General features: G+C 64.2%; 14 protein-coding genes and 1 tRNA gene. 7 read left to right on the top strand and 8 right to left on the bottom strand.

The window, feature by feature from the left end; all coding sequences use genetic code 11:
- Nucleotides 1-32: 32 nt before the first annotated feature.
- On the bottom strand, nt 33-383 hold the full coding sequence (locus tag L7H23_RS03155) for a DUF2200 domain-containing protein (RefSeq protein WP_237837913.1): 351 nt from the start codon (nt 381-383) through the stop codon (nt 33-35).
- 378 nt (nt 384-761) lie between these two features.
- Here L7H23_RS03155 and L7H23_RS03160 point away from each other — a divergent pair, with 378 nt between their 5' ends.
- Nucleotides 762-1094 (top strand): hypothetical protein, encoded by a 333-nt coding sequence (locus L7H23_RS03160; RefSeq protein WP_237837914.1) that lies wholly within the window; start codon nt 762-764, stop codon nt 1092-1094.
- 188 nt (nt 1095-1282) lie between these two features.
- On the opposite strand, the gene L7H23_RS03165 is transcribed toward L7H23_RS03160, so the two are convergent.
- The 7 genes from L7H23_RS03165 to L7H23_RS03195 all read right to left on the bottom strand — a co-directional run bounded on the left by L7H23_RS03165 (nt 1283) and on the right by L7H23_RS03195 (nt 8720).
- Nucleotides 1283-1359: transfer RNA gene (locus L7H23_RS03165), tRNA-Arg, on the bottom strand.
- 44 nt (nt 1360-1403) lie between these two features.
- On the bottom strand, nt 1404-1931 hold the full coding sequence (locus L7H23_RS03170) for a DUF1254 domain-containing protein (protein WP_237837915.1): 528 nt from the start codon (nt 1929-1931) through the stop codon (nt 1404-1406).
- Nucleotide 1932: 1 nt separating this feature from the next.
- Nucleotides 1933-2508, bottom strand: a complete 576-nt coding sequence (locus L7H23_RS03175) for a DUF1214 domain-containing protein (protein WP_237837916.1) — start codon at nt 2506-2508, stop codon at nt 1933-1935.
- 10 nt (nt 2509-2518) lie between these two features.
- Nucleotides 2519-5179: a pyruvate, phosphate dikinase gene (gene ppdK / locus L7H23_RS03180; RefSeq protein ID WP_237837917.1), complete on the bottom strand. Its 2661-nt coding sequence runs from the start codon at nt 5177-5179 to the stop codon at nt 2519-2521.
- 86 nt (nt 5180-5265) lie between these two features.
- Nucleotides 5266-5727: a hypothetical protein gene (locus L7H23_RS03185; RefSeq protein WP_237837918.1), complete on the bottom strand. Its 462-nt coding sequence runs from the start codon at nt 5725-5727 to the stop codon at nt 5266-5268.
- A 12-nt stretch (nt 5728-5739) separates the two neighbouring features.
- A complete protein-coding gene (glyS, locus tag L7H23_RS03190) occupies nt 5740-7842 on the bottom strand; it encodes a glycine--tRNA ligase subunit beta (RefSeq protein ID WP_237837919.1) in 2103 nt (700 codons plus the stop codon).
- On the bottom strand, nt 7839-8720 hold the full coding sequence (locus L7H23_RS03195; RefSeq protein ID WP_237839317.1) for a glycine--tRNA ligase subunit alpha: 882 nt from the start codon (nt 8718-8720) through the stop codon (nt 7839-7841). The genes glyS and L7H23_RS03195 overlap by 4 nt, the downstream gene beginning before the upstream one ends.
- 247 nt (nt 8721-8967) lie before the next feature.
- Between L7H23_RS03195 and L7H23_RS03200 the strand changes: the two genes are divergently transcribed.
- From L7H23_RS03200 to pth, 6 genes are all read left to right on the top strand, one after another.
- On the top strand, nt 8968-9180 hold the full coding sequence (locus tag L7H23_RS03200) for a helix-turn-helix transcriptional regulator (protein ID WP_237837920.1): 213 nt from the start codon (nt 8968-8970) through the stop codon (nt 9178-9180).
- Nucleotides 9173-9610, top strand: coding sequence for a hypothetical protein (locus L7H23_RS03205; RefSeq protein WP_237837921.1), 438 nt, complete (start codon nt 9173-9175; stop codon nt 9608-9610). Before L7H23_RS03200 ends, L7H23_RS03205 begins: the two co-directional genes overlap by 8 nt.
- Nucleotides 9611-9672: 62 nt before the next feature.
- Complete coding sequence (locus tag L7H23_RS03210) at nt 9673-10602, top strand: TraB/GumN family protein (protein WP_237837922.1); 930 nt, start codon at nt 9673-9675, stop codon at nt 10600-10602.
- 56 nt (nt 10603-10658) lie between these two features.
- Nucleotides 10659-11495, top strand: a complete 837-nt coding sequence (locus tag L7H23_RS03215; RefSeq protein ID WP_237837923.1) for a TraB/GumN family protein — start codon at nt 10659-10661, stop codon at nt 11493-11495.
- Nucleotides 11496-11603: 108 nt separating this feature from the next.
- A complete protein-coding gene (locus tag L7H23_RS03220) occupies nt 11604-12230 on the top strand; it encodes a 50S ribosomal protein L25/general stress protein Ctc (RefSeq protein WP_237837924.1) in 627 nt (208 codons plus the stop codon).
- A gap of 63 nt (nt 12231-12293) precedes the next feature.
- Entirely contained in the window at nt 12294-12863 is a 570-nt protein-coding gene (gene pth, locus L7H23_RS03225) for an aminoacyl-tRNA hydrolase (protein ID WP_237837925.1), read from the top strand.

Raw genomic sequence — 12863 nt, forward strand, 5'->3', positions numbered from 1 at the left:
AAACGGGCGTCACCGCCGCGGTCGCGGCCTCATCAGGCCCGCAATATCTTTGCCAGCGCCTTTCCGCGCGCCAACTCGTCGATCAACTTGTCGAGATATCGGATTTCCCGCATCAGCGGCTCCTCGATCTCCTCGACCCGGATTCCGCAAATCACACCGGTGATCAGCGACCGCGAGGGATTGAGCTCCGGCGCTTGCCCGAAGAAATCCTCGAAGCTCGTCGCGTTCGCCAGCTGCGCATCGAGCGCCGGCTGGCTGTATCCGGTCAGCCAGCGGATGATTTCGTCGACTTCGGCCTTGGTCCGGCCCTTCTTTTCGGCCTTCGCGATATAGTGCGGATAGACGCTCGCGACGGTGACTGAATAGATGCGATGCTTCGCCATGCCACGCTCCGGCAACCATGAGACAGGCGTCGTCGATAGCAGCCCTGCTGGCTGGCCGAAAGAAGCGCGCGGAAACACCCGTCAGACCGCCTTCTCGACGGCTTACGAACCATGACCTGCAAGTCTTTGGAAGAAATGGCGCACCCGGCGCCGATGGTTTCCCAGTATTCTGCCATTTTCTAGCGATTTTGGGATCGTGCCACGGTGGCACGATCCTTCTGCGCGCAAGTGGGCACGATATGGCGCGATACTTCCCTCAACCGAACGGACAAGCGCCGGATCGTGCCAACGCCGACTAAGCCAACCTTGGACAAAAAGCGATCGCTTGCTCTTGCTCCAATGACATGCGACGCATCGTGGATTAACTTGGCGGGCAACATGAATTCATTCGAAAACGAAACTTGGCTGATCGAGATTGGCGACGAGGTCATAGTAAAGAAGGCCGAGCAGGGCAGAGAGGCTCTGACCGATATCGAACGTCTGATCTATTGCATCTGGGTCGCGGATTATAGCCTGCGCAACGCTGGCGATTTGCTAACTGCAGATGATCTCTACGCACCCTATCGCGATGAAGGCGCGCAACTAGCGCAAGCTCTCGGCCTTCCGATCGTGAAGGCCATCTTTGATATGCCCCCAGAGGAACTCGAAGAGGGCTACTTCGATCTATTCGATGACATTTGCGCGGAACTTCGATCCCGCCAAAAAGGCTAACGCCCGACATCTCACGGCATCATACGGGCAACCCGGATTGCCAGATTGCCTTCGTTATCAGCGATTTAATACCGAGATTGGAATAGCGCTTCATGCGCCATTCGGAACTGTCAGTTTACCGGAACTAACCGCGCCAGATCGTGCCATTGGCACACCCCCCGCTAAGCCGCAGAAGTCCTGGAAAGTAATGGCGCACCCGGAACGATTCGAACGTCCGACCCTCAGATTCGTAGTCTGATGCTCTATCCAGCTGAGCTACGGGTGCGTGGAGCGGTGCCTTTACGGACAGTCTCGGGGGTGCGCAACCCCCTATTTCGGATTTGTGACCGTGGCGCACGACGATTGTCGCCGCGTCGCATCCAGACCGCCTATTTCCGCCGGTTCCTTCAGCAAAAGGCGGATCAGGGCGATGCCGCGATCATGGTTCGTGCGCACGACTTCGCTCCCGACGGGCACCGTCTGCCCCGGGCGCGCGACGATGATTCGATAAGGCTTGCCTCCAGCCTCTACGTCATTGCGCACGAAGATCACGTCGGTCGCCGCGTCGAAGACGCTCAGTGAGCTGTAGCGCCCCGGCACGGGCGCGACATCGATTGCAGCCGGCCCTTTCGACAGGTCGTAGGGGCAGCTCGAATAGGCAAGATCGGGGCTCGGCCGGACCACCGGCTGGCGCTCGGGCGTCGCGAGATTGCCATAGGACATGGTGTTGATCCCGCCCTGCCCCAGCCGGTCCATCGCGACGTTCATCAGGCCATAGGGAATCCAGGCGATCACCGCCCACGCGGTTGCTGCGGCGACAATCAGGCCAAAGAGGATCGGACCGAGCCAGCGCCGCATGTCAGCACCCCTCCTTCACAAGGCGGGGCAGCGCCGCCTTGGCCGGATCGGCACGGAACGCCCTGCCGGGATTGTACATCCGCAGCGTAAGCTGGAACTTCTGCCCCTTGATCCCCGGCAGCCAGGCCGCATCCTTCGGCTTGTCGGGCGAAATCGTGACGCGCCACTCGCCCTTCGCATCGAGCGCGACATTGGCGCCGTTGACGGACCACAGGCGCGCGGGATTATCGACCAGATAGCCCTTGCCGTCATAAACGGTGACGCTCCACCAGCGCGCATCGAGCGGCTTTCCCGACAGGCTGTAACGGCAATTGCCGTCGAGCGGCGCGCCACTCGCGTCGGCCGTCGCGAGCCAATAGACGGTTTCCTTTGCGGGAAGCGCGAGCAGCCCGCCGCGCGCGACCATCGCGCGTGTCAGCGGATCGGTCGCCTTGGTCCCGTAACCGAGCGAGGTCGTCCACGGGCCGTTGCGAATCCCGCCGTCGCCAAGCCCGCCATTGGTGAGCGCCCATGCAGCGCCAAGCCCCGCCGCCAATCCGCCCACGAGGGCGATCGCATAGCGGTGCCAGCTCTTCATCCTTGCGGTCCTATCCCCGTTTCAGCGCCGCCTGAGCTGCCGCCAGACGTGCGATCGGGACACGGTAGGGCGAGGCGCTGACATAGTCGAGGCCGGTCGTTTCGCAGAAATGGATGCTCGGCGCGTCCCCGCCATGCTCGCCGCAAATGCCGAGCTTGATGCCCGCGCGCGTGCCGCGGCCACGCTCGGCGGCGAGTTCGATCAGCTGGCCGACGCCCTCGACATCGAGGCTGACGAACGGATCGGTAACGAAAATGCCCTTGTCGACATATTGCGTCAGGAAGCGGCCCGCATCGTCGCGACTGATGCCGATCGTCGTCTGGGTGAGGTCGTTGGTGCCGAAGCTGAAGAACTCGGCGCTCTCGGCGATCTCGCCCGCCATCAGCGCGGCGCGCGGCAGCTCGATCATCGTGCCGGCCAGATAGGCGATCTCGCGGCCCTTCTCGGCGAACACCGCCTTCGCTTGCGCGTCGACGACCGCCTTCATCAGGTCGAATTCGCGGCGCGTCGCCACCAAGGGAATCATCACCTCGGGGATCGGCGCGGCGCCGGTTTCGGCGGCGACATCGCAAGCGGCCTCGAAAATCGCGCGTGCCTGCATCTCGTAGATTTCGGGATAGGTCACGCCAAGCCGGCAGCCGCGATGACCGAGCATCGGGTTGAATTCATGCAGTTCGCTTGCGCGCGCCTTCAGCTTTTCGATCCCGACGCCCGCCGCTTCGGCGACGTCGGCGAAATCCTCCTCGCGCGTCGGCAGGAATTCGTGAAGCGGCGGGTCCAGCAGGCGGATCGTCACCGGCAGCCCCGCCATCACACGGAAGATCGCGGCAAAATCGCCGCGCTGTTCAGGCAGCAGCTTGGCGAGCGCCGCGCGGCGGCCGTCCTCGCTGTCGGCAAGGATCATCTCGCGCACCGCGGTGATGCGCGCGGCGTCGAAGAACATATGCTCGGTGCGGCAAAGCCCGATGCCCTCGGCGCCGAAATCGCGCGCGACCTGCGCGTCTTGCGGGGTTTCGGCGTTGGTGCGCACCTTCATCCGGCGCACCTTGTCGGCCCACGCCATCAGCGTCCCGAAGTCGCCGACCAGCTCGGGCAGCAAGGTCGGCACCTCGCCCGCCATCACTTCGCCGGTCGAGCCGTCGAGGGTCAGGATGTCGCCCTCGCGAAGCTCGCGTCCGCCGACACGGAGCACGCGCGCCGCGCCGTCGATGCTGAGCCCGCCGGCGCCTGAGACGCACGGACGCCCCATGCCGCGCGCGACGACCGCCGCGTGGCTGGTCATCCCGCCGCGCGCGGTCAGGATGCCCTTGGCGGCGTGCATGCCGTGGATGTCCTCCGGCGAGGTTTCGACGCGGACGAGGATCACCGCCTCGCCCATGCCGGCGGCTTTCTCGGCGCTGTCGGCGTCGAACATGATCTTGCCCGACGCGGCGCCGGGGCTCGCGGGGAGTCCCTTGGTCAGCACGTCGCGCGGCGCCTTCGGATCGAGCGTCGGGTGAAGCAGCTGGTCGAGCGCGCCGGGGTCGACACGGCCGACGGCTTCCTCTTCGGTGATCAGGCCCTCGGCGGCCATCTCGCATGCGATGCGGAGCGCCGCCTTGGCAGTACGCTTGCCCGACCGCGTCTGCAGCATCCAGAGCGTCCCGCGTTCGACGGTGAACTCGATGTCCTGCATGTCGCGATAATGGGTTTCGAGCGTGTCGAAGACGCGGCCCAGCTCGCCGAAGGTTTCGGGCATCGCCTCTTCCATCGACAGCGGCTTGGCGCCGGCCTTTTCACGCGCGGCGAGCGTCAGATATTGCGGCGTCCGGATGCCCGCGACGACATCCTCGCCCTGCGCGTTGATCAGCCATTCGCCGTACCAGGCGCGCTCGCCGGTCGCTGGGTCGCGGGTGAAGGCTACGCCCGTTGCCGAGGTGTCGCCCATATTGCCGAACACCATCGCCTGCACATTGACCGCGGTGCCCCATTCGCCAGGGATCGCGTTCAGGCGCCGATAGACTTTCGCACGGTCGCTTTCCCAGCTCGCGAAGACCGCGCCGACCGCGCCCCAGAGCTGGTCGTTCGGTTCCTGCGGGAACGGCGCGCCGGTTTCGCGCTCGACGATCGCCTGATATTCCTTGACCAGCGCCTGCCAGTCTTCGGCCGACATCTCGGTGTCGAGATAGAAACCGCGATCTTCCTTGGCGATTTCGAGTGCCTCCTCGAACTCGGCATGGTCGAGGCCCATGACGACGTCGGCGTACATCTGGACGAAACGGCGATAGCTGTCCCATGCGAAGCGCGGATCGCCAGAGGCTTCGGACAGGCCGACGACGGTCTGGTCGTTGAGCCCGAGGTTGAGCACGGTGTCCATCATCCCCGGCATCGACACGCGCGCGCCCGAGCGGACCGAAACGAGCAAAGGATCGGCGGCATCGCCAAACTTTTTGCCGGTGATCCCTTCGATATGCGCGATGCCCGCGGCGACCTCTTCGACGAGGCCCGCCGGGAACTGCTCGCCATTGGCGTAATATTGGGTGCAGACGTCGGTGGTGATCGTAAAGCCCGGGGGCACCGGCAGGCCGATCGAGGCCATTTCGGCAAGGTTCGACCCCTTGCCGCCCAGCAATTCCTTCGAGCGTTCCCGCGTCGTCGCGTCGCCGCCGAACAAATGCACCAAATTCGTCATGTCTAACTCCTGCTGCCCCGGGGAGGAGGTTGCGGCTGGATAGGTATGCAATCCCGTTTCGTCGATTCAGTTTTGCTTTAGCGGCGTCAGGCCATGCTGCGGCCACCATGCGATTGCCATTGCTCCGCGACGGCCCGGCCGGCACGCCCGCGCAGCAAAACGACCGGTACGTTGGCCCGGAAGGTCAGCCGGGTGCCACCGTTGAAGAAGCCCGTACGGACGTCGGCCTGTGCAATCTGGTCCCAACGGATGTGCACCATCGGATGAAACAGCCGGAAGACAAGTTGTGGCCGCATGTAGAAGCCGTTCCGGTCGACCCAGACATTTACGCAATTGCTGTAGTTCGCAGTCCGGAAAAGCGAATCGCCGATCGACATCGACTGTGCACCGTGACGCGCCGCGTCGGGCGGAAGCGGGCGATCGAACGCGAAGCGCGAGGCAAGCGCCGACCAACCCATCCACGAAATGACGCGCGATACCATAACCCACATCGCGACGAAGAACACCGGGAACAGGAAGGCCAGCCAGACGGGAAAGTCCTGCTTCATCCCCGCCCCCTGCTAGCCCTCGATCTTCGAGAAATCGGCGACACCGTGTACTGCGCCCGTGAAGCGCGACAGCAGGCCGAGGCGATAGGCGCGGACTTCATCGACCGGATCGTTGACCATCACGCCCTCGAAAAAGGCGTCGATCGGCGCGCGCAGCGACGCAAGCGCAGCCATCGCGTCGGTCAAGCGTTCGTCGGCGACCGCAGCCGATGCTGCAGGCTCGGCGGCGTCGAGCGCAGCGAGCAGTGCGGCGTCGGCCTCGGTCGGCGGCGTCACGGCGGCGGTACCGCTCACCTCGCCCGCCTGTTTCAGTATATTCGCCGCGCGCTTGTAACCGGCGAGCAGGTTGGTTCCATCCTCGGTCGCCATGAACGCCTGCAACGCCTTCACGCGGGCAAGCAAGCGGACGAGATCATCCTCACCGCCGAGCGCGAACACCGCGTCGATCAGGTCGTGACGGACGCCGGCTTCGCGTTGCTGGACCTTGAGGCGGTCAGCGAGGAACTCGGTCACCTCGTCAACCTGAGACGCCACAAGTTTAGATATCGCTTCGGCCGCTTGATCGCCGTCCAACTTATCGATGCCCAAAGCATCCGAAAGTCGCCCCATCGATCGAGCCAGCAGAGTTGAAACTTCAAACCTAAGCTGGCTGTTCAGTATTATAGTATTGATCCCGATCGCGGCTCGACGCAACGCGAACGGGTCTCGTGAGCCGGTAGGCTTCTCACCAATCGCGAAGAATGCTCCGAGCGTATCCAGCTTATCCGCCAACGCCACGGCCACCGTAACCGGGGCGGTCGGGACGTCATCGCCCTGCCCGACCGGCTTGTAATGGTCGCGGATCGCGTCGGCGACCGCATCGGGCAAGCCTTCGGCGCGGGCGTAATAGCCGCCCATCAGGCCCTGTAATTCGGGGAATTCGCCGACCATTTCGGTGACGAGGTCGGCCTTGGCCAGCTCCGCCGCCTGCCGCGCCAGCGCGGAGTCGCAGTTCGGCACAATACCTTCGCTCGCGAGCCATTCGGCAAGTATGGCGACGCGCTCGACCTTGTCGGCGACGGTGCCCAGCTTTTCGTGGAAGGTGATGTTCGCGAGCTTCTCGGCGTGCTGCGCGAGCGTCTTCTTCTGATCCTGTTCCCAGAAGAAGCGCGCATCCGAAAGCCGCGCCGCCAGCACCTTGCGGTTGCCCGCGACGATTTCCGCACCGCCGTCCCTCGCGTCGATGTTCGCGGTGCAAACGAAGCCGTTGGCGAGCTTGCCGTCCGCCCCGTTCACCACGAAATATTTCTGGTTCACGCGCGCGGTGAGCTGGATGACCTCGGGCGGGACTTCGAGAAAGGCGGTGTCAAAGCGGCCGAGCAAGGGCACCGGCCATTCGGTGAGGCCGGCGTTCTCGATCACCAGCCCCTCGTCCTCGACGAGCGTCAGGCCGGCGTCGGCCGCGGCCTTGGCGGCGCCGTCACGGATAATGCCTTGGCGCTCCTCATGATCGACGATGACGTGGCAGGCGCGCAGCTTGTCGGCGTAGTCGGTGGCCGAACCGATGGTGATCTCGCCCGGGCAGTGGAAGCGGTGTCCGCGCGTCGCGAAGCCGCTGGCGATCCCGCTGACCTCGCATGGTACCAGCTCTTCGCCGAAGATCGCGACGATGCCCGACAGCGGGCGGACCCAGCGCAGGCTCTCGCTGCTTGCGCTTTCCTTGCCCCAGCGCATCGACTTGGGCCACGAGAAGCTACGAACGATCGCGGGGATCGCCTCGGCCAGCACCTCGGCGGTCGCGCGGCCGGGCTTGTCGATCACGGCGAAATACACGCCGTCGCGATCTTCGAGCTGATCCTGCGTCAGGCCGGTCTTGCGGAGGAACCCTTCGAGTGCCTGCGGCGGCGCGCTGCTGCGCGGCCCCTTGAGCTCCTCGCTGACAGCTGCGGTCGCTTTGGGCAGGTCCTTGGCGATCAGCGCAAGGCGGCGCGGGGTCGACCAGATGGTGAGGTCGCCCGCATCGAGGCCCGCAGCGCTCATCTGCGCGCGGAACAGCTTTTCCAGTTCGGCGCGCGCACCGGCCTGCATCCGCGCCGGAATTTCCTCGCTGCGCAGTTCGAGAAGAAAGTCGGTCACAGCGTCCACCCCGGATAGTTTTGGGTCCAGCGCTCCGACTGGCTGTCGATCCACGCCTTGCAGCTGCCCTTTGCGAGGTCGCGCACGCGCGCCATGTAGTTGGCGCGTTCCTGCACGCTGATCACGCCGCGCGCCTGGAGCAGGTTGAAGAGGTGGCTCGCTTCGATCGCCTGATCATAAGCGGCGAGCGGCACGCCCGCGTCGATCGCGCGCTTGCACTCTTCCTCGGCCGCCCTGAACCCCGCGAAGAGCGTGTCGGTATCGGCAACCTCGAAATTCCATTTCGAGAACTGGCGTTCATTCTCAAGGAACACGTCGCCATAGCTGACCGCCGCGACATCGCCGACCGCGTCGGAGAATTTGAGGTCGTACACATTGTCGACATTCTGGATGTACATCGCGAGGCGCTCGAGCCCGTAGGTCAGCTCGCCCGCGACGGGCTTGCAGTCGAAGCCGCCCATCTGCTGAAAGTAAGTGAACTGGGTGACTTCCATGCCGTCGCACCAGACTTCCCAGCCCAGCCCCCACGCGCCGAGCGTCGGCGATTCCCAGTCGTCCTCGACGAAACGGATGTCGTGGAGCAGCGGATCGATGCCGATCGCGGCCAAGGAACCCAGATATTGCTCCTGCAGGTCGGCGGGCGACGGCTTCAGGATCACCTGATACTGGTAATAATGCTGGAGCCGGTTCGGGTTCTCGCCATAGCGGCCGTCGGTCGGGCGGCGGCTCGGCTGGACATAGGCGACGTTCCACGGCTCGGGACCGAGGCTGCGCAGCGTCGTCGCCGGGTGAAAGGTGCCCGCCCCCACACGCATGTCATAGGGCTGCAGGATCGCGCAGCCGCGCGCGCTCCAATAGGCATGCAGCGTCAGGATCATGTCCTGAAAGCTGAGGACTTTCTTTTCCGCCGCGTCGGCCACTTTTTCCCGTCTTTCGCAGGTGCAACAATATCCGCCGCCCTTGGCCCAGCAAGGCTGCACGGTCAAGGGACAGGCGCAAGACGCCTTCGCCCATTGTCATGCAGACAAAACTTTTTGTCAGGTGTTGTTGACATGGTCAGCGAATCACGACATATAGTCAACAACACCTGACACAATGTCAGGCTCGAATGACCAGAGGTGATGCATGGAGAACCGATTGAAGGTGCTTCGGGCGATGCGGAACTGGAGCCAGGCCGAACTGGCCGACCGGCTCGACGTGTCGCGGCAGGCGGTGAATGCGATCGAAACGGGCAAATACGACCCGTCGCTGCCGCTGGCCTTCAAGCTCGCCCGGCTGTTCGAGATGCCGATAGAGGAGATTTTCGATGACGGTTTCCAGGGAGGTGGCGATGAGTGACGCAGGCAAAAGCATAAAGCGTCCGATGTCCCCGCGCCGCAAACGCTATCTGACTGCGCTCGGCCTCGCCGGCCTGTTCGGCGGCATATTGGGCGCGTGGATGCAGATCGCACAAAGCGGCGCCTCGCCCACCGATCTGGCGATGCTGAGCAACAGCCCGCTCACCCCGAATTTCGCGATCGGCGCGTCGATTATCTGGGTCGTCGGCATGATCGTCTCGCTGATCCTCTATCACCGGTCGGTCGACGACCATGAGGAACGCGCCTATCTGTGGGCCGGTACCGCGGCGTGGTACACCTTCACCCTCGCCGCCCCGAGCTGGTGGGTGCTCCACCGCGCGAGCCTTGCCCCGGCGCCCGATGTCATGCTGCTCTTCGTCGGCGCACTCGCCGTCAATCTGGTGGTGTGGCTCTGGCTCAAATATCGCTGACTTTCCCTCTCCCCTTCCCTCCCTACCCCGGCCATAAGGCCATTCAAGAAAGGTGTTTTTCGATGAAGACCTGGTTCAAGTCGCTCGTCTCGACCTGCGCGATCCTTCCCTTTGCAGCCCTGACGCTGACGCCCGGACAAAGCGCCGTCGCCAAGGAGACCGCAGCCCCGGCGACCACGCTGACAACGGCCAAGCCGGCGATCTGGGCAGTCTCCGACGCCGACACCACCGTCTATCTGTTCGGATCGGTGCATGTGCTGAAGCCCGGCCTCAGCTGGTTCGACGGTGCCGTGAAGCAGGCGTTCGACAAGTCGGACGAAATGGTGCTCGAACTCGTCCTGCCCGAAGACCAAGCCGAAGTCGCGAAGGTAACCTTTCCGATGGCGACCGACAGCAGCGGTAAGACGCTGCCGCAAAAGCTCGATCCCGAGGCGCTGAAAGCCTATCAGGCGGTGATGACCGGCATGGGCCTTCCGGCCAACGCGTTCGACAGCTTCAAACCCTGGTTCGCCGCAGTCACGCTGTCGGTCCTGCCGCTCACCAAGCTTGGCTATGACCCCGAACAGGGCGTCGAGAAGCAGCTCACCGCGGCCGCGAAGAAGGCCGGCAAGCCGATCTCGGGCTTCGAGACGCTCGAGGAACAGCTCGGCTTCTTCGACACCCTGCCCGAAGCGCAGCAGATCGCCTTCCTCAACTCGACGGTGAAGGATATCGACAAGCTAGGCCCGACGCTTGACCGCATGGTCGGATTGTGGAGCCAGGGCGATCCGAAAAAGCTCGCCACCGAGATGAACGAAAGCATGAAGGCGACCCCCGAACTCACCAAGACATTGCTCTGGGACCGCAACCAGCGCTGGGCCGGCAAGATCAAGGCGCGGATGGACAAGCCGGGCACGGTCTTCGTCGCGGTCGGCGCCGGGCACCTGGCGGGCAAGCACAGCGTGCAGGATTATCTGAAAGCGCTCGGGCTGAAAGCGAAGCGCGTCCAGTGACAGGTGCCGGGGCGTTTCCCCGCCGGCACCGGGGTCGCCGCATCGCGGCGGCCCTTTTGCCGTTGCTGCTCGCCGCGTGCGGAACCGAGTCCGAGGTAGCAGCGAAACCCGCGATGTGGCTGGTCGAGGATGCCGATACGCGCATCTATATGCTGGGGACGATGCACGCCCTGCCCGCTGGCACCGACTGGAACCGCGGCAAAATTGCCGAAGCCGCCGCTTCGGCGGACGAATTGATGCTCGAGCTTTCGCCGCAGCAGCTTGCCGAGGCGGGTGCCATATTCCAGGCGCTAGCCCCGCGCGACAAGCCGCTCGCGATGGAGAAGCGGCTGTCGCCAAAGGCCCTCGCGGCGTATCGCAAACTCGAAGCCGGAAACGACTTCGGCGGTGAAAAGCTGGACGACTGGGCGGTGCTCGTACTGATGGGGCAGAAGGTCGCGGCCGAAGCCGGGCTGTCACCCGCCGACGGGGTGGAAGCCGGCCTGACCGCGACTTTCCGGACGGCCGGCAAGCCGATCTCGGGCCTGGAAAGCGCAAGGACGCAGCTGATGCTGTTCGAAACGCTCGATCCGGCGACGCAGCGGACGCTGCTCGCGAGCGCGGCCGAAAATGCCGATCATGCGCTGGCCGACGTCAGCGCCATGGCCGCCGCATGGTCGCGCGGCGACGCCGATGCGCTGGCGAAGGTCATCAACGAGGATGTCGATCGGGTTCCCGCGGCGCGCAAGGCGATCATCACCGATCGCAATCGGCGGTGGAGCGGCTGGATCGCGACCCGCATGGACAAACCAGGCACGGTGCTGATGGCGGTCGGCGCAGGCCATCTGGTCGGGACCGACAGCGTCCCAGCGCTGCTGGCGGCGGAGGGCTATAAGGTGACGCGGGTCCAGTAAGCGGCCGGCGCTTGCATTTCCGCCGCTTCCCCGCTATGCGCCCGCGCTTCCGTCATGGTCATCCCTGGAGGCGTGGCGGAACTGTGTAACCGTACTCGGAGAATGAACATGAGCGATCAGCTGACGCTGACGGCCGAGACGCGCGAACGCGGAGGCAAGGGAGCCTCGCGTGGTCTGCGTCGTGAAGGCCGTGTCCCCGCCGTCGTCTATGGCGGCAACGAAGACCCCCTGATGATCCACGTCGAAGAAAAGCTGCTGATGAAGCAGCTGATGACGGGTCACTTCATGAACTCGGTCGTGATGATCGAAGTTGGCGGCAAGACCATTCGCACCCTGCCCAAGGACGTTGCGTTCCACCCGGTCAAGGATCGCCCGATTCACGCCGACTTCCTGCGCATCTCGAAGGACGCCAAGGTCCATGTGTCGGTTCCGGTCACCTTCGCGAACGAAGAAGCCTCGCCGGGCCTGAAGCGCGGCGGCGTTCTGAACATCGTCCGCCACGATCTGGAACTCGTCTGCGACGCGGACAAGATCCCCGACGACATCGCGATCGACGTCACCGGCTTCGATGTCGGCGATTCGATCCACATCAGCAACGTCACCCTGCCCAAGGGTGTCGAAAGCGCGATCACCGACCGCGATTTCACCATCGCGACCATCGTCGCCCCGTCGGCGCTCAAGTCGAGCGACGGCGACACGACGAAGGACGAAGGCGAAGGCGCCGCTGAAGCCTAAGCATTATCGGGCCGCCTTCCATCGGGAGGCGGCCCTTTCCATGGCCCCGGGAAAGGCACTGCCATGCAGCTCTGGGTCGGTCTCGGCAATCCCGGGCCCCAATATGCGATGCATCGTCACAATGTCGGCTTCATGGCCGTCGACGTCATCGCCGACATGCATGGCTTTCCCGCTCCAGCGAAGAAATTCCAGGGCTGGATCCAGGACGGCCGCATCGGGCGGACACGTATTCTGCTCCTGAAACCCGGCACCTTCATGAACGAAAGCGGCCGCAGCGTGCGCGCCGCGATGGATTTCTACAAGCTGACGCCGCAGGACGTCACCGCCTTCTATGACGAGCTCGACCTCGCGCCGATGAAGGTGAAGGTGAAACAGGGCGGCGGCGCTGCGGGCCACAACGGCATCCGCAGCATGATCCAGCATATCGGCGACGATTTCCGCCGCGTCCGCATCGGCATCGGCCATCCCGGACACAAGGACCGCGTCACCGGCCACGTTCTCGGCAACTACCACAAGACCGAAGTCGAACCGCTGACCGACCTGCTGGGCGCGATCGCAGCCGAGGCGCCATGGCTCGCCGACGGCGACGATGTCCGCTTCCAGAACGATCTGGCTTTGCGCCTGAACGGATAA

Origin of the sequence: Sphingopyxis sp. BSN-002 (genome assembly GCF_022024275.1) — a bacterium.
In the GTDB taxonomy this organism is placed as follows: domain Bacteria; phylum Pseudomonadota; class Alphaproteobacteria; order Sphingomonadales; family Sphingomonadaceae; genus Sphingopyxis.